Source organism: Streptomyces sp. NPDC043680 (assembly GCF_056436685.1).
Genome location: NZ_JBWKCE010000003.1, coordinates 213,746 through 230,114, shown reverse-complemented (window position 1 = coordinate 230,114; position 16,369 = coordinate 213,746). Strand labels below are relative to the sequence as shown.

Sequence of the window (16,369 nt, the reverse complement as noted above, 5' to 3'; positions counted from 1 at the left end):
CTACCGATGGGCGAAGATCACTGATCGTGATCGTTTAGCGGTGCCACTCGGGCGAACACGCGAGTTTCCTCGTGGGCGCACGGTGACAGCCAGGCGATGTCCCGCCACAACGATTCATTCTCTGGAGCCCCCGAGTGAGCAAGCGCACCTTCCAGCCGAACAACCGCCGTCGTGCCAAGACCCACGGCTTCCGCCTGCGGATGCGTACCCGTGCCGGTCGCGCGATCCTGGCGAACCGCCGCAGCAAGGGCCGCGCCGCCCTCTCCGCGTAACAACGCGCAGGTCGTGACGTCGTGCTGTCTCCCGAAAATCGGCTGAGGCGGCGCGAGGACTTCGCGAGCGCGGTGCGCCGAGGGCGCCGGGCCGGTCGCCCGCTCCTCGTCGTCCACCTACGTACAAGCGGTGCAACGGACCCGCACGGGCCGGGGGAGACTGATCCCTCGACGCGTGCGGGTTTCGTCGTCAGCAAGGCTGTCGGCGGCGCGGTCGTACGCAACCGGGTCAAGCGTCGTCTGCGTCACCTCGTACGCGAGCGGCTCTCCGGGCTGCCCGCCGGTAGCCTGGTGGTGGTGCGGGCGTTGCCCGGTGCGGGTGAGGCCGGCGTCGACGAATTGGCCCGGGACCTGGACGCCGCTTTGCTGCGGCTCCTGGGAGGCGCGGCTCGATGAAGTACCCGCTGCTCGCTTTGATCAAGCTGTACCAGTGGACGATCAGTCCGCTGCTCGGGCCGGTGTGCCGCTATTACCCCTCGTGCTCGCACTACGGGTTCACGGCCATCGACCGGCATGGTGCGGTGAAGGGGACGGTTCTGACCGCCTGGCGGATCCTGCGGTGCAATCCGTGGTCCGCCGGTGGAGTTGATCATGTCCCACCTCGTAAACGCCCGCGTTGGCACGAGCAGCTGCGCAGTGCGTTGCGTAGATCTCGCAATGCTCAAGGAGCCTGATTAGTGGACACGATTGCCAGTCTGTTCAGCTTTATCACCACGCCCGTCTCGTGGATCATCGTCCAGTTCCACAGCCTGTACGGCGCGATCTTCGGCGCGGACAGCGGGTGGGCCTGGGGCCTGTCCATCGTGTCCCTGGTGATCTTGATCCGTATCTGCCTGATCCCGCTCTTCGTGAAGCAGATCAAGGCGACGCGCGGCATGCAGGCGCTCCAGCCGAAGATGAAGGCGATCCAGGAGCGCTACAAGAACGACAAGCAGCGTCAGTCCGAAGAGATGATGAAGCTGTACAAGGAGACGGGTACCAACCCGCTGTCCTCGTGCCTTCCCATCCTGGCGCAGTCCCCGTTCTTCTTCGCGCTGTACCACGTGCTCGCCGGCATCGCGAACGGCAAGCCGATCGGTGAGATCGACGGCCCGCTGCTGGAGAGCGCGCGCAAGGCGCACATCTTCGGCGCCCCGCTGGCCGCGAAGTTCATGGACAGCGAGGAGAAGGTCGCGGCGCTCAACGCCTCGCTGACCGACGTCCGGATCGTGACCGCGGTCATGATCATCTTGATGTCGCTGTCGCAGTTCTACACCCAGCGTCAGCTGATGCAGAAGAACGTCGACCTCTCGGTCAAGACGCCGTTCATGCAGCAGCAGAAGATGCTGATGTACATCTTCCCGCTGATCTTCGCGTTCATGGGCATCAACTTCCCCGTGGGTGTCCTTGTCTACTGGCTGACCACCAACGTGTGGACCATGGGCCAGCAGATGTACGTGATCAACCAGAACCCGACGCCGGGCAGCAAGGCGCAGGACCAGTACCTGACCCGCCTGCTGAAGCACGTCAGCACGCACGGCGACGTCAAGGGGCGGGGCAAGAAGAAGATCGTCGCGGCGATCGTGGCCAAGGGGCCGGACCGCAACGACAACGAGCGCAAGTTCATCACGTCCCTGACGAAGCAGGGTCTGGCCGCCCAGCCGGACGGTTCTGTGATCAAGAGCGTCGTGGCCACGGCCGACGCGGACTCGGCGAGCGGCAGTGCGCCCAAGCGGCAGCAGCCGAAGCGGCAGACGAAGGCGCAGCGCCAGACGCCCCCCAAGCCCTCTTCCAAGAAGTAAGAAGGAGTCCCTCCCGTGACGGAAGGCACCACCACCGCCGCCGCTGAGAGTGGCGACACCCTGACCCGCCTTGAGCAGGAGGGTGAGATCGCGGCCGACTACCTTGAGGGTCTGCTGGACATCGCCGACCTGGACGGTGACATCGACATGGACGTCGAGGCCGACCGGGCCGCGGTGTCGATCGTCAGCGACTCCGCCAGCCGTGATCTCCAGAAGCTCGTGGGTCGCGACGGAGAGGTGCTGGAGGCTCTGCAGGAGCTGACGCGCCTCGCCGTGCACCGCGAGACCGGGGACCGCAGCAGGCTGATGCTGGACATCGCCGGCTTCCGGGCGAAGAAGCGCGAGGAGCTGGCGGCCCTGGGAGCCAAGGCCGCGGCGGACGTGAAGGCGTCCGGCGAGCCGCTGAAGCTGGCGCCGATGACGCCGTTCGAGCGCAAGGTCGTTCACGACGCCGTGGCGGCCGCCGGTCTGAAGAGCGAGTCCGAGGGCGAGGAGCCGCAGCGCTTCGTCGTTGTGCTCCCGGCCTGACCGCACGTCTGAGTGTTCGGCCCCGTCTGTCTCGCAGGCGGGGCCGATGTTTGTCAGCCTGACAGTGCCGGTTCGGGCGGTGTCAGGCAGAGCAGTGCCCTTTTTCACGATCCATGCGGTACGGAAGGACGGTCCCCGTGACGGAGGCAGCGGAGCTTCCCCCGGCGCCTGAGGAGGCGCGCGCGGTATTCGGCGAGTTTTTCCCGGAAGCTGTGCGGTACGCGGAGCTGCTGGCGGACGCGGGGGTCAAGCGCGGCCTGATCGGGCCGCGTGAGGTACCGCGACTGTGGGAGCGGCACCTGTTGAACTGTGCGGTGCTCTCGGAGGTGGTGCCCGAGGGCGTCACGGTGTGCGATGTGGGTTCGGGCGCCGGCCTGCCCGGTATTCCGCTGGCCCTGGTGCGTCGGGATCTGAAGATCACGCTGCTGGAGCCGCTGCTGCGCCGGACGACGTTCCTCCAGGAGGCCGTGGAACTGCTCGGGCTGGACCATGTCACGGTGGTGCGTGGTCGGGCCGAGGAGGTGCTCGGCAAGGTGCAGCCGGTGCACGTGGTGACGGCGCGGGCGGTGGCCCCGCTGGACCGGCTGGCCGGCTGGGGTGTACCGCTGCTGCGTCCCTACGGGGAGATGCTGGCGCTGAAGGGCGACACCGCCGAGGAGGAGCTGGTGGCGGCGAAGGTCGCTCTGGCGAAGCTCGGTGTGGTGAAGACCTCGGTGCTCCAGGTGGGCGAGGGTGTGGTGGATCCGCTGTCCACGGTGGTCCGCGTGGAGGTCGGGGAGAGCCCCGGCGGGGTGCGGTTCGCGGCGAAGCGGGCCAAGGCCGCCAGGGTGGGGCGTACCCGCAGGCGTCGTTGATCCTCGGCTCTTCGGCTCTTTGCCTCCGGTGATCCCCGGCCTGCCTTTTCGGGGGTGTTGGGCCCTATAGGTATGGATTTCGGAGTGTCGTAGCGGCCCCGAGACCCCGTCCGGGCATCGTGTTTCACGTGAAACGTCGCTCTCTGCTGCACGGAATCATCAGCCGCAGTCGTGCGGCTGCGTCCCCGCTTCACCGGAAGGAAGAAGGGGGGACGGAGTTGTCCACATCGGTGGATTCATCCACAGGAGTACGGGCCCCGCTGGTTCGCGACCCCGGTGCCATGGCAGGCTCTGTTCATCGCGAGCCTGATGTCGAGGAGAGTGACACCGTGCGGTCCGACGCCAACCTCGCGGGGCCGATGGCCGACCCGGTCCCCGGTCCCCGCTCTGCATTGACGGATGTGGACGTCCCACCAGGGGCATCCCCAGCGGTGGCTGGGGGAGAAACACCGCCCCCGCCCCTGGTGGACAACGACACGCCCATTGGCCGTGCCGCCCAGATGGCGGTGGAAGCCCTCGGACGCGCCGGTGACGGGCTGCCCCGACCGGATCAGACGCGGGTCATCGTGGTGGCTAACCAGAAGGGCGGCGTCGGGAAGACCACGACGACCGTGAACCTGGCGGCCTCCCTGGCCCTGCACGGCGCTCGGGTCCTCGTGATCGACCTCGATCCGCAGGGCAATGCCTCGACGGCTCTGGGCATCGACCACCACGCGGATGTCCCGTCGATCTATGACGTGCTCGTGGACAGCCGACCGCTGCTGGAGGTCGTCCAGCCTGTGGTGGACGTGGAGGGACTCTTCTGTGCGCCGGCCACGATCGATCTGGCCGGCGCGGAGATCGAGCTGGTGTCGCTGGTGGCGCGTGAGAGCAGGCTTCAGCGGGCGATCCAGGCGTACGAGCAGCCGCTGGACTACATCCTGATCGACTGCCCGCCCTCGCTGGGACTGCTCACGGTGAACGCCCTGGTGGCCGGAGCCGAGGTACTGATCCCCATCCAGTGCGAGTACTACGCCCTGGAGGGGCTGGGCCAGCTGCTGCGTAATGTGGACCTGGTCAGGGCCCACCTGAATCCGACGTTGCACGTCTCGACGATCCTGCTGACGATGTACGACGGCAGGACCAGGCTGGCCTCGCAGGTGGCCGAGGAGGTGCGCACGCACTTCGGCAACGAGGTGCTGCGGACGAGCATCCCGAGGTCGGTGCGGATTTCCGAGGCGCCGAGCTACGGGCAGACGGTGCTCACCTATGACCCGGGTTCCAGCGGTTCCCTCTCCTACTTGGAAGCGGCGCGGGAGATCGCGCTGCGAGGGGCCGGAATTCATTACGACGCCCAGCATGCCCACACGGGCGCGGGCATGAACAGCACGCAGAGCATGGCGGAGGGGATCCAGTGAGTGAGCGACGTAGGGGTCTGGGGCGGGGGCTCGGCGCGCTGATCCCCGCGGCGCCGCAGGAGAAGACGCCGGCGGTGGCCGGCTCGGGGTCGACGTCCCCGTCGGCGGTGCCCGTGCTGACGTCGGAGCGAGGGATCGCGGCGGCGAAGCTGGCTGCGCTCGCGCAGGCCGGGTCGGCGGTAGCGGGCGATGTTTCACGTGAAACATCGGCGGTTGCGGTGGTGGCCGAGCCGGAGAAGGCCGAGTCCGATACCGACAGCGTGGCGGGAGCGACCTTCGCCGAGCTGCCGATGGATGCGATCACGCCCAACCCGCGGCAGCCCCGAGAGGTGTTCGACGAGGACGCACTGGCGGAGCTGGTCACCTCCATTCAGGAAGTCGGTCTGCTTCAGCCGGTGGTGGTGCGGCAGTCGTCTCCCGGCCGCTACGAACTGATCATGGGTGAGCGCCGGTGGCGGGCGTGCCGGGAGGCCGGACTGGAGCGCATTCCGGCGATCATCCGGGCGACGGACGACGAGAAGCTGCTGCTGGACGCCCTGCTGGAGAACCTGCACCGGGCCCAGCTGAACCCCCTGGAGGAGGCGGCCGCCTACGACCAGCTGCTCCAGGACTTCAATTGCACCCACGACCAGCTGGCAGACCGGATCGGGCGATCGCGTCCGCAGGTGTCGAACACCCTGCGCCTGCTGAAGCTGTCGCCGTCGGTGCAGCGGCGGGTGGCTGCCGGTGTCCTGTCGGCGGGGCATGCGCGGGCGCTGCTGTCGGTGGAGGAGTCCGAGGTCCAGGATCGCCTGGCACACCGGATCGTCGCCGAGGGACTGTCGGTGAGGGCGGTCGAGGAGATCGTCTCCCTGATGGGCTCCGAGAACGCGGTGGCGGTCAAGCCGAGGGGCCCTCGGGCCGGAGCCCGCGTGGCCCCGGCGCTCAGTGAGCTCGCGAACCGGCTGTCGGACCGCTTTGAAACCCGGGTGAAGGTGGACCTGGGTCAGAAGAAGGGCAAGATCACCGTCGAGTTCGCCTCGATGGAGGACCTGGAGCGGATTCTGGGAACCCTGGCACCGGGTGAGGGCCGGGTGCTGGAACAGGGACTGTCCGGGGAGTAGAGCCCAGGGGCACCGAGGGGCGGGTCATGCCAGTGGAAGCCGGCGCGGCCCGCCCCCTCGTTTGCAAGGGGCGGGCATCCGTCTCATTGTGCGCTCGAAGAACGAATGGCCTGTGGATACCATGCGGTCATGGGGCGTCGGTTGGTACCACTCACGCTGGACAACCTCCAAGACCTGCCTCCGCGTTGCCGGTCCTGTGTGTTCTGGGAGCTGGATCCGGTCACCGGGGAGGCCGCCGTCAAGGCGGGGAACTCGGCGCTGGAGAAGGAGGCGTGGATCTCGGCCGTCCTGCTGGAGTGGGGTTCATGCGGCCGGGTCGTCTACGTGGACGACGTCCCCGTGGGGTTCGTCTTGTACGCACCGCCTGCCTATGTGCCGCGGTCCACGGCATTTCCCACCAGCCCGGTGTCTCCGGATGCGGTACAGCTGATCACTGCGTGGATCATGCCCGGATACCAGGGTCAGGGGCTGGGACGGGTGATGGTCCAGACGGTGGCGAAGGATCTGCTGCGGCGGGGTTTCCGGGCCATCGAGGCGTTCGGTGATGCCCGGTGGGAGCGGCCGGCCTGTCTGCTGCCGGCGGATCACCTGCTCGCGGTGGGCTTCAAGACGGTGCGCCCGCACCCGGTGCACCCACGGCTGCGGCTCGAACTGCGTTCGACGCTGTCGTGGAAGGAAGACGTGGAGATGGCGCTGGACCGACTGCTGGGTGCGGCGCGGAAGGAACCCGCGCTGCGACCGCTGTGAGCTGCCGGGTACGGGAACGGGGCCGCCCCTTGAAGGGGCGGCCCCGTTTCACGTGAAACATTCCCGGCTACCGCCGGGCGGGCTCCGACCGTCAGGCGGTCTTGACCTCGATGAAGCCGTCCAGGTCGCGCAGGATGGCAGCCTTCGGCTTGGCGCCGACGATGGTCTTCGCGACCTCGCCGCCCTGGTAGACGTTCAGCGTCGGGATGGACATGACGCCGTACTTGGCAGCCGTGGCCGGGTTCTCGTCGATGTTGAGCTTGACGATCTCGATCTGGTCGCCGTACTCGGCCGCAATGGCCTCAAGCGAGGGAGCGATCTGGCGGCACGGACCGCACCAGGCTGCCCAGAAGTCCACCAGTACGGGCTTCTCGCTCCTGAGGACTTCGGCGTCGAAGTCGGCGTCGGTCACGTTCTTGAGGGTGCCGGCCACAGCGGCCTCCTAATTCTTCCTGCGGGGTGTGGGGTTGTGCGGTGGGGGGTGTTTGAGGGGCTTGGATCAGACCGTCGCGTGGGCCTTCTCGGCGTCCGCGAGGGCGGCGAGGAAGCGCTCGGCGTCGAGGGCAGAGGCGCAGCCAGTGCCCGCGGCGGTGATGGCCTGACGGTACGTGTGGTCCACGACGTCGCCGGCGCCGAACACGCCGGTGAGGTTGGTCCGCGTGGAGGGCGCCTCGACCTTGAGGTAGCCCTCCTCGTCCAGCGCGAGCTGGTCCTTGAACAGCTCGGTGCGCGGGTCGTGGCCGACGGCGATGAAGAGGCCGGTCACGGGCAGCTCGGAGGTCTCACCGGTCTTGGTGTTGCGCAGGGTGAGGCCGGTGAGCTTCTGCTCGCCGTGGATCTCGGCGACCTCGCTGTCCCAGGCGAACTTGATCTTCGGATCGGCGAAGGCGCGGTCCTGCATGGCCTTGGAGGCGCGCAGCGTGTCGCGGCGGTGGACGATGGTGACGGACTTGGCGAACCGGGAGAGGAAGGTGGCTTCCTCGATCGCGGTGTCGCCACCGCCGACGACGGCGATGTCCTGGTCCTTGAAGAAGAACCCGTCACAGGTCGCGCACCAGGAGACGCCGCGGCCGGAGAGCGCGTCCTCGTTGGGCAGGCCCAGCTTGCGGTGCTGCGAACCGGTGGCCACGATGACGGCCTTGGCACGGTGCACGGTGCCCGCGGTGTCCGTGACGGTCTTGATCTCACCAGTGAGGTCCACGGCCACGATGTCGTCGGGGACGAGCTCGGCGCCGAAGCGCTCGGCCTGGCCGCGCATGTTGTCCATGAGGTCGGGGCCCATGATGCCGTCTTGGAAGCCGGGGAAGTTCTCGACTTCGGTGGTGTTCATCAGCGCGCCACCGGCGGTGACGGCGCCTTCGAAGACCAGCGGCTTGAGCGAAGCGCGTGCGGTGTACAGGGCGGCGGTGTAACCGGCCGGCCCGGAGCCGATGATGATCACGTTTCGTACGTCGCTCACGGGTTTCTTCCTCGTCTCTGTGGACTGCGCGCTGCTTGCCGGGGGCCGGTGTGGAGTCCCAACCGACCCAACGGATCCTACGGCGCATGCATTCCCGGCCCGTCCCGGTACGGACCCCAAGCTGTCAGCTTCGGGGGTAGGTCCTGCTCAGCAGCAGCTTGCCGGGGACGGCCGCCGCCGAGTCCCGGCAGCCTGCGTCCACGAGGTAGGCGTCGACCCGGGCGGGCTCGCCGGGGTGCGGCAGAACGAGTAGATAGACGGGCGTGCCCTGGTAGTTGCCCTGTTCGGCGGCGAGTGGGTGGTCCGGGCGGCCGGTGGCGTCCTGGACACAGGACGGGACCGGTTCGGCGGCGGCGCGGTCGCCGGGGGCGAGCCCCGGGCCGGGGCTGGTGGTGTCCGTCCCGTACGTGTTGTTCTCGCCGGGTGCCGTCTTCGCGGTCTGCCCGGGCGTGAGGAGGCGGTGGACGCTCTCCTTCAGGCTCTGGGCGGTATAGCCACCGTCGACGGGAGCCTCCGCGGATGAGCTGGTGGCGGAGTTGCGTGCGGCGGTGTCCGGCTCGTTCGGGCCGAGCAGGTTGCCGGCCAGGAAGAATCCGAGCGCACACACTGCGGCCCCGGCGAGGCCGGTGAGGACGGCGATCCTGCGGCGGGCCCGACGGCGGCCGGGGCCGGTTGTGCCGACCGGGTGACCGGCCGGGCGCGGGGTGGCCGGACCCGCGGGCGCTGCGGATGTTTCACGTGAAACATCGCGCGGGGCTCGGGGAGCGTCGGCGGGGGCGGGCCGGGGAGTGGTGGAGTCGAGCAGCGCCTCGGCGGCGAGGGCGGCGTCGATGCGTCCCGAGACGTCGGCGGGCATACGGGGCGGCCCGGGCAGGGTGCCGAGGAGGGCGCGGATCTCCTCCAGGGACGCGAGGACGTCGGCGCACAGGTCGCACTCGGCGAGGTGGCGGCGGACTTCGGCGGTCCGGGCCGGGGAGAGGAGTCCTTCGGTCAGGTCGGAGATCTCCGAGACCTCCGGGTGCCGGATCGTGCCGGTCGTGGGAGTCACGTTCGTCCACCTCCGCCCTTCACCGTGTCTGCGTCTGACGCTGCCTGACTGGGGTCTGCCGCTGGTGGGACGGCTGCCCCCGGCGTCCGGTTCCTTCCCCCCTCGGCGTCGCTGTTATCCACGGCATTCGAGCGCAGATGAGTGACCAGCGGGACCAGTTTGGCCCGGCCGCGTGCGCACCGGCTCTTCACCGTGCCAGGGGGGACGTCGAGGATGCGGGCGGCTTCGGCGACGGGGTATCCCTGCATGTCGACGAGGACCAGAGCGGCCCGCTGGTCCGCCGGGAGGGTGCTGAGGGCGGCGAGGAGCTGGCGGTGGAGGTCATGGCGTTCCGCGGGCGCCTCGGCGGACTCGTGGGGCTCCAGGAGGTGCTCCAGGCGGTCCGTGTCGTCCAGGGGCGCAGTCCGGCGGGAGGCGGCCTTGCGGGCCCGGTCGATGCAGGCGTTCACGGTGATGCGGTGCAGCCAGGTGGTGACGGCGGATTCGCCGCGGAAGGTGTGGGCGGACCGGTAGGCGGAGACGAGTGCGTCCTGCACGGCGTCGGCGGCTTCCTCCCGGTCGCCGAGGGTGCGCAGCGCAACGGCCCACAGCCGGTCCCGGTGGCGGCGTACGAGCTCCCCGAAGGCCTCCGGATCTCCGGCCACATGCCGGGCCAGCAGCTCCTGGTCGCTGTCCCCGCTGGTCGTCGCGTCGTGCATCACACCTCCCCTCCGGAAGGGAGAGTACGGGTCGGGCGGGACGAATACGAGGGCCCGCCGCGTCGGCGGCGCAGCGGGCCCGGCGGGTGTCGCGGTCCGGTCTTATTCGGCCGTACCGAGCACCTTGATCTCGTTGATGCCGCCACGGTAGCTGTCGCCGCCCTCGGAGGGCAGGGCCGTGATGTGGATCAGCAGGTAGCGGGTCTTCACCGGGGTCTGCAGGGTCGTCTTCAAGTCCTTCCCCGTGTTGCCCAGCTTGACGATCTCGTGCGGGAAGTCCGAGAGGGAGCGCGCTGAGACGGCTTCCGGCGAGGCGGCCCGCACCTCGATCTTCTGCCCCGTCGCGTACAGGCCGACCTCAAGGCCGGCCACGTCCTGGGCGCTGCCGAGGTCGACGATGATGCCGCTGCCGTCGTCGTAGCTGGGCAGGTTGCCGAAGTTGGGGTAGCCGCGGAAGTGCAGGGTGACCCAGGCGGTCTCGGCGTCACCGTCGACGGCCTTGCCCACGTCGCCGGCCTTGATCGGATCCTTGCCGAAGACCGTGGCGTTGCCGATGGGGAGCGGCTTGCCCGGCTTGATTTCCTTGGGGGCGTCGTCGGGCTTGGTCTGCGGGTTGGAGCCGCTGTTGCCGGAGCCCCCGTTGTTGCGGTCGAGGAGTGTGTCGGCGAGCTGCCAGCTGCCCAGACCCAGGGCGGCGATCAGCAGTGCCGCGACAGCCCACTTGAGGGCCTTGCCGGTGCGGCTGTGCAGCGGTGGCGGGGGCGTGACGGCGACGGCCTGGGTGGCGGGCATGCCCGCGGGCATGGGCCGGCCGTAACTGCCCTGCTGGTAGGTGGTGTGCTGGTACTCGGGGGGCGGGGTGAACGCGGGCTCCGGCGGCCGGATGCGGGGCATCGCGGCGACGGCCTTGGCCAGTTCCTCCGGAGTGGTGCAGGGCGGCTCCTGGCGGGAGGCCGTGGCGCCGTCGTTGGCGAGGGCGCGCATCGCCAGCTCTCCCAGGCCCCGGTGGACGCCGGCGCGGACCTGGTCGGGGGCGAGGAGGCCGACGCCCTTGGGCAGGCCGGTGAGACCGTAGGCGTCGTTCTCGTACGGCCAGCGCTGGGTGAGCGCGGCGTAGAGCAGGGCGCCGATGGCCTCGGTGTCCGTGCGCTGCGGGGTGTCGCTGGTGATCCCGCGCAGGGCCGCGTTCACGGCGAGGCCGCGGATGCGGTACTGGCCGGTGGAGGTGCGCAGTATCGCGCTGGGGGTCAGGCGCAGATGGGCCAGGCCCTCGCGGTGCGCGGCGGCCATGGCTTGGGAGACCTGGCTGACGAGCTGGTAGGCCTCGTGGGCTTCGAGGGGACCGGAGGCGAGGAGGGTGGTCAGTTCGGTGGCGTCGGGCAGCCACTCGTGGACCACGTAGACGAGGTCGTTCTCCTCGACGGCGTCAAGGACGTGGACGAAGCGGGGGTCGCCGAGCAGGGCGGAGGAGCGCGCGGCGGCCAGGACGGCGCGGGCCCGCGGGTGGTCGGCGGGGAGCAGGTGGACGCCCACGGCCCGGCGTAGCTTCTCGTCCATGGCGCGCCAGCTGCTGAATCCGTCCAGACGGGTGACGCACTCTTCCAGGCGGTAGCGCCTGGCGAGCCTGTGGCCGCTGTGGAGTTCGGGTACGGCTGCGGGGGCCGTTTTTCTGCGTTCGCCGTCCTTGTCGGGCATGGATCCGTCCGCGGCTCGTCCGTTCTGGGTGTCCACCCCGTCGGCCGTGGCCTTCGCCGCATCTGCGGCCAGCGGCTTGTCGCCGCTGTTGTCGGCCACGTCGACGGCAGCCGTGCTACGTTCCGCCACCGTCGTTCCTGCCTCCCCATCCGTTACGCGCTGTCGGCCAGTCTGCGAAGCCATGCCAATTGTGCCCACAGTCCGGCCCTATGCACGACACGCGAAAGGGTCCGACGGTTGTGCGCATCAGCGCCCCAGGCGTCCACGGACCATGCCGACCATGGCGTTGAGCTCTTCGATCCGCATCCGCTTGGCAGCGACGAGGAACACGACGGCCAGAGCGACGCCTCCGGCGGCCAGCGCGGCAAGGGAACCGGTGACTCCGCTGCCGAGCCACTGGGTGACCGCGTAGGCCGCGGCGCCCGCCACGGCGGCGGCAGGGACGCACGCGCCGGTGAGGCGGGCGTAGGTGCGCATGACGTGGGCACCGTCCAGGTCGCCGCCGAGCCGGTTGCGCAGACGGCGCCAGGCGACACCGACACCGACGGTGTAGCCGAGGCCGTAGGCGGCGGCCATGCCGACCACGGCCCAGCGGGCGGGCAGCACGAAGAACGCGGCAGTGGATACGGCTGCGTTGACGCCGGCGACGATGACGGTGTTGTAGAAGGGCGTACGGGTGTCCTCGTAGGCGTAGAAGCCGCGCAGGACGACGTACTGGACCGAGTAGGGGATCAGGCCGAGGCCGAAGGCCATCAGGACGTAGCCGATGTTGCGGGCGCCCGCGCCCGAGCCGGCGTAGAGCAGGGTGGCCATCGGGACGCCGAGGGCGAGGAACGCGAAGGCGCAGGGCACGATCGCGACGGCCGAGGTCCGCAGGCCGTAGGAGATGTCGTCGCGGACCGCGGCGACGTCCCCGTCGTGCGCCGAGCGGGAGATGCGGGGCAGCACGGCCGTCATGACGGAGACGGTGATGATGGCCTGTGGCATCTGCCACAACAGGAGCGCGTAGTTGTAGGCGGTGATGCCGGTGCCCGGGTGGCCCTGCTTCTCGGCTACGGATCCGGCCCAGGTCGCGAGCTGGGTCACGACGACCAGGCCGACCTGGTTGGCCAGGACGAAGAAGAACGTCCACTTCGCCAGGCGGGCGGCCTTGCCGAGGCCGTGGCCCCTCCAGTCGAAGCGCAGCCGCGGGGTGAACCCGGCTTCGCGCAGGTAGGGCAGCATCGCGAGGGCCTGGACGGTCAGCCCCAGCAGGGTGCCGATACCGAGGAGGCGGATGCCCTCGGGGGTGACGGTGGTGGCGCTGACCCCGGAGGTGGTGAAGCCTCCGAAGGCCCAGATGAAGGCGCCGAACGTGGCGATGACGACGATGTTGTTGAGGACGGGGGTCCACATCATCGCGCCGAAGCGGCCGCGGGCGTTGAGGATCTGACCGAGGACCACATGGACGCCCATGAAGAACATGGTGGGCAGGCAGTAGCGGGCGAACGCGACCGCCACGTCCATCTGGTGGGGGTCGGAGGCGATCTTCGGCGACATCATGGTGATGAACACCGGTGCGGCGAGGACGCAGAGGGTGGTGATGGCGGCCAGGAGGACCACGACCAGGGTCAGGAGCCGGTTGGCGTAGGCCTCACCCCCGTCGCTGTCGTTCTTCATGGCCCGGACGAGCTGCGGGATGAAGACGGCGTTGAGGGCGCCGCCGCCGACCAGCACGTAGATCATCGTGGGCAGGGTGTTGGCGATCTGGTACGTGTCGTTGAACGTGCCGACGCCGATGGCTCCGGCGATGACCAGGGTCCGCAGGAAGCCGGTGATGCGGGAGACGATCGTGCCGGCGGCCATCAGGGCGCTGGACTTGAGCAGGCTGGAAGCGCGCCCTGCGGGCTTGCTCGGCGCCGGGACGGCGAGCGGGGGCTCGTCGGCGGGAGTGCCGGGCGTCGCCTGCTGGTCCCGGTAGAGGTGGGCGAAGGCGTCGGGCTCGGGCTCGGGCTCCTCATCCTCCGCCGCCTGGCTGACCAGGGAGTCCACGCCGACGAACTGCGTGGTGGCGGGGCGATCGCCGTAGGGCAGGTGGCGGGAGGGTCCGTCAGGCTCGGGCGGCGGGGTCTGGGCCCATACGCGGGGGTCGGGGGCATGGGCGGGCGTCTGCGGCGCCCCGTAGAGCGGACCGGGCTCCTGGTAGGTGCCGGGTGGCGGCGGGGGGTGTGAGGCCCGGTCGTAGAGCGCCTCGGCGACGGGGTCCTGGGCCGACAGGTCCTGCGACCGGTACGGGTCGTGCTCGTAGGCGTCCTGGAGGTACGGGTCGCGGTCCGGCGCCGGCGAAGGCACGGGAACCTGCCCGGGCACGGGGGTGCCCGGGGCAGTGCCCTGGGAGGGCGCGGGCCCGCCAGTGCCCTGCGCGCGGTCACCGTCGTACGGCGCGTTCATCGAAACCCCACCTCATCGTCCCCAGGCCGACCGGCCACGGCATCGCTCAACGGTCCACTGTCTCACCCGGGCCGGACGTGCCGGTGCTTTGCGGTCCGGTGTCCGGGGTCCCGTCACTCGGCTGCGTGCTCTCCTCTGCGGCCGCACGGGCCGCGATCCGCTTGCGGCTGGCGTACATCTTGATGCCCGCCAGAACGAGGAGGAGGACGCCGCCCGCGATGACCAGCATCACGGTGGGGGTGATCTCGGTGGCCTCGACGGTGAACTTGCGTTCCTTGCCGTAGGGCACGCCGTCCTTGGTGAAGAGCTGCGCGGTGACCTCGACAGGGCCGCTCGCGGTGGCGTTGGCGGTGAACTTTACCGTCTGGCTGTGGCCGCCCTGGACGGTCACCTCCTGCTCTGCCTGCCCGCTGTCGCCGAACATCAGGCGGGTGGGGTTGGCGGACTTCACGCGCAGGACCAGACCGTGCACGTCCTGGACGAGGCTGTTCTGGACGCTGACCGGGATGGTCGCGCTGTGCCCGGACAGGGTGGCGTCCGACTTGGGGACGACCTTGACCTTCTCGGTGAGGCCGATCAGGTAGTCCTGCACCTGGTCCCGGTAGGGCCGGGCCTCCTCGGGACGGCCGCGCCAGGAGGTCGACATCTCCCGGTTGGTGGTGTTGCCGAAGGGGATCTCGACGCGGTCGGGCGCCGTCAGGATCACCTTGAAGTGGTCCAGGGTGTTCTGGGTGGTGCGGATCTTCTCGAACGCCGAGACCGGCAGTTCCGTCTTGTGGAGGGCCTCGGGGTACTGCCCGGCTCCCGGCACCTGCGTGTTCACGCCGGTGTCGGGCTTGGCGGCGGCTGCCGCGTCGAGGTCGGCCGGCTGGGTCCAGCGGCCGGCCTGCAGGCCCCGCAGCGCCTCCGCCATCGTCTGGGCCTGGCTGGCGGACGGCATCCGCTGCGGGGTCACGACGAAGCTGCGCTGGTTGTCGGTCTTCTGCAGGTTCAGGGCGAGGCTGTGGGCGAGGAACTGCTGCACGGCCAGGGTGGAGCTCGCTGCGTTCAGCATGTCGCCCTCGAAGGCGGTGGAGAGCTCGGCGTCGGCGACGACGGCCGTGGCGCCCGCGCCGATGGGGCGGGCTGCCGAGGGCGTGTAGCCGAGGGCGCCCGTCTCCTGGAGGCTGTCGCTGCGGGTGAGGACGTTGTGGGCGCCGGCCGAGGTGGCGACATTGACGATCGCCGGGTCGATGGCGCCGTCCAGGGGCCAGGCGAAGTCGGTGGACGGAGTGACGTGCAGGACGGTCTCCACGGCCTGCTTTGCCTTGTCGGTGGCGGGCCGGAGCTGGCCCAGGGTGCCCGACACGTCCTTGCCCTGGTGGGCGAGGGAGGCGATGTCCGGGTCGGCGAACGGCAGGGCGACGACCTTCTTGCCCTGGACGGCCGCCTCCAGGGAGCTCAGCCACTGCTCGGCGACGGCCTTGTTCTTGCCCTGGACGATCCTCCCGTCGGGGGTCCGGTAGCGGTACCCCTTGGTCATCGCGTCGACCGTGTAGAGCAGGTCCGGGTCGATGACCCAGGTGACGGGCAGTTCCTTGCCGAGCGAGACCATCCGCTCCAGGCGGCCGCCGGTCCCGAGCTCGGCGGCGAGGGAGTCGTCGAGGAAGACGGGGGTCTGCACCTCGTCCGAGCCGGTCTCCGCGGTCAGATGCGTGGTGGAGATCAGCGGCCACAGGTAGGTGAGCTGGGACCGCTTGGCGGCCTGCTCCGGCTGCCAGGGCAGGAAGGTCCGCCTGATGCCGAGGACCTGTTCGTACGGGCGGCTCTCGGTCTCCCCGGACACGGAGACACCGAGCTGGTACACGCCGTCCTTGTCCAGCTCCAGCTTGGCCACCGGGACCCGCAGGGTGAACTCCTGGCCGGCCTTCGAGGGCAGCGAGGCGATCTTCACGGAGTAGGCCTGGTCGATCTCCGCCGGGTCCGTGCCCGCCCGGAAGCCGCTGCGCTCCGCCGCCTCGTCGATGGAGGACCGGTCCCCCAGCGCAGGACCGACCCGCAGCCCCACGTGGGCGCCGTTGATCGTTTCGCGGCCGGTGTTGACCACGGTGCCGGAGATGGTGAGGGTGTCGCCCTTCACCGGGGCAGCGGGGCTCAGGCCGGTCAGCTGGACGTCGACCGAGGACGTCTCGGCGGCCTGTGCCAGGGGGGCGGGAGAGTAGACCAAAGCGGCGAGCAGAGGTGTCCCGGCCAGCAGGACGATGGTGCGCCGCAGCCAGCGGCGCCGGGCAGGTGCGGGGGAGGTCCCCTGGATGTCTGCCGCCTCGGCCACGCGCTAGCCCGTCCCTCGAAGTGTCAGTGGTCGTCGTCTGTGCGTC

Annotated in this window: 16 protein-coding genes; 9 read left to right on the top strand and 7 right to left on the bottom strand. The window is 69.8% G+C overall.

All coding sequences use genetic code 11. From position 1 onward, the window contains the following. Positions 1-134 precede the first annotated feature (134 nt). The 9 genes from rpmH (at position 135) to AC0666_RS07555 (ending at position 6,682) form a co-directional block, all read left to right on the top strand. Positions 135-272 carry a 50S ribosomal protein L34 gene (gene rpmH, locus AC0666_RS07595; RefSeq protein ID WP_018547628.1) on the top strand — a complete coding sequence of 46 codons (138 nt, stop codon included), beginning with the start codon at positions 135-137 and terminating at the stop codon, positions 270-272. Between the two features lie 21 nt (positions 273-293). Then, complete coding sequence (rnpA, locus tag AC0666_RS07590) at positions 294-668, top strand: ribonuclease P protein component (protein ID WP_468966094.1); 375 nt, start codon at positions 294-296, stop codon at positions 666-668. Then, positions 665-946, top strand: a complete 282-nt coding sequence (gene yidD / locus AC0666_RS07585; RefSeq protein ID WP_468583231.1) for a membrane protein insertion efficiency factor YidD — start codon at positions 665-667, stop codon at positions 944-946. The genes rnpA and yidD overlap by 4 nt, the downstream gene beginning before the upstream one ends. A 3-nt stretch (positions 947-949) precedes the next feature. Continuing rightward, complete coding sequence (gene yidC, locus AC0666_RS07580; protein WP_361714521.1) at positions 950-2,053, top strand: membrane protein insertase YidC; 1,104 nt, start codon at positions 950-952, stop codon at positions 2,051-2,053. Positions 2,054-2,068: 15 nt separating this feature from the next. Next, positions 2,069-2,581 carry a Jag family protein gene (locus AC0666_RS07575; protein ID WP_054227241.1) on the top strand — a complete coding sequence of 171 codons (513 nt, stop codon included), beginning with the start codon at positions 2,069-2,071 and terminating at the stop codon, positions 2,579-2,581. A 113-nt stretch (positions 2,582-2,694) separates the two neighbouring features. Further along, positions 2,695-3,435, top strand: coding sequence for a 16S rRNA (guanine(527)-N(7))-methyltransferase RsmG (rsmG, locus tag AC0666_RS07570; protein WP_356845644.1), 741 nt, complete (start codon positions 2,695-2,697; stop codon positions 3,433-3,435). 281 nt (positions 3,436-3,716) lie between these two features. Further along, complete coding sequence (locus AC0666_RS07565) at positions 3,717-4,832, top strand: ParA family protein (RefSeq protein ID WP_468583233.1); 1,116 nt, start codon at positions 3,717-3,719, stop codon at positions 4,830-4,832. Next, a complete protein-coding gene (locus tag AC0666_RS07560; RefSeq protein ID WP_468583235.1) occupies positions 4,829-5,935 on the top strand; it encodes a ParB/RepB/Spo0J family partition protein in 1,107 nt (368 codons plus the stop codon). The genes AC0666_RS07565 and AC0666_RS07560 overlap by 4 nt, the downstream gene beginning before the upstream one ends. 129 nt (positions 5,936-6,064) lie before the next feature. Next, on the top strand, positions 6,065-6,682 hold the full coding sequence (locus tag AC0666_RS07555; RefSeq protein WP_468966100.1) for a GNAT family N-acetyltransferase: 618 nt from the start codon (positions 6,065-6,067) through the stop codon (positions 6,680-6,682). Positions 6,683-6,773: 91 nt separating this feature from the next. On the opposite strand, the gene trxA is transcribed toward AC0666_RS07555, so the two are convergent. The 7 genes from trxA to AC0666_RS07520 all read right to left on the bottom strand — a co-directional run bounded on the left by trxA (position 6,774) and on the right by AC0666_RS07520 (position 16,323). After that, the gene (gene trxA, locus AC0666_RS07550) at positions 6,774-7,115 is read right to left on the bottom strand and encodes a thioredoxin (protein WP_356845641.1); all 342 of its coding nucleotides are present in this window, start codon (positions 7,113-7,115) and stop codon (positions 6,774-6,776) included. A gap of 66 nt (positions 7,116-7,181) precedes the next feature. Continuing rightward, positions 7,182-8,141, bottom strand: coding sequence for a thioredoxin-disulfide reductase (trxB, locus tag AC0666_RS07545; RefSeq protein WP_468583237.1), 960 nt, complete (start codon positions 8,139-8,141; stop codon positions 7,182-7,184). Between the two features lie 124 nt (positions 8,142-8,265). Beyond that, positions 8,266-9,189, bottom strand: coding sequence for an anti-sigma factor family protein (locus AC0666_RS07540; RefSeq protein WP_468966105.1), 924 nt, complete (start codon positions 9,187-9,189; stop codon positions 8,266-8,268). Beyond that, positions 9,186-9,887: an RNA polymerase sigma factor SigM gene (gene sigM / locus AC0666_RS07535; protein WP_468583239.1), complete on the bottom strand. Its 702-nt coding sequence runs from the start codon at positions 9,885-9,887 to the stop codon at positions 9,186-9,188. The genes AC0666_RS07540 and sigM overlap by 4 nt, the downstream gene beginning before the upstream one ends. 102 nt (positions 9,888-9,989) lie before the next feature. Beyond that, positions 9,990-11,711: a protein kinase family protein gene (locus AC0666_RS07530; protein WP_468966108.1), complete on the bottom strand. Its 1,722-nt coding sequence runs from the start codon at positions 11,709-11,711 to the stop codon at positions 9,990-9,992. A 117-nt stretch (positions 11,712-11,828) separates the two neighbouring features. Beyond that, on the bottom strand, positions 11,829-14,012 hold the full coding sequence (gene murJ / locus AC0666_RS07525; RefSeq protein ID WP_468583242.1) for a murein biosynthesis integral membrane protein MurJ: 2,184 nt from the start codon (positions 14,010-14,012) through the stop codon (positions 11,829-11,831). Positions 14,013-14,058: 46 nt separating this feature from the next. Then, on the bottom strand, positions 14,059-16,323 hold the full coding sequence (locus AC0666_RS07520; protein WP_478707256.1) for a DUF6049 family protein: 2,265 nt from the start codon (positions 16,321-16,323) through the stop codon (positions 14,059-14,061). Positions 16,324-16,369: the final 46 nt, after the last annotated feature.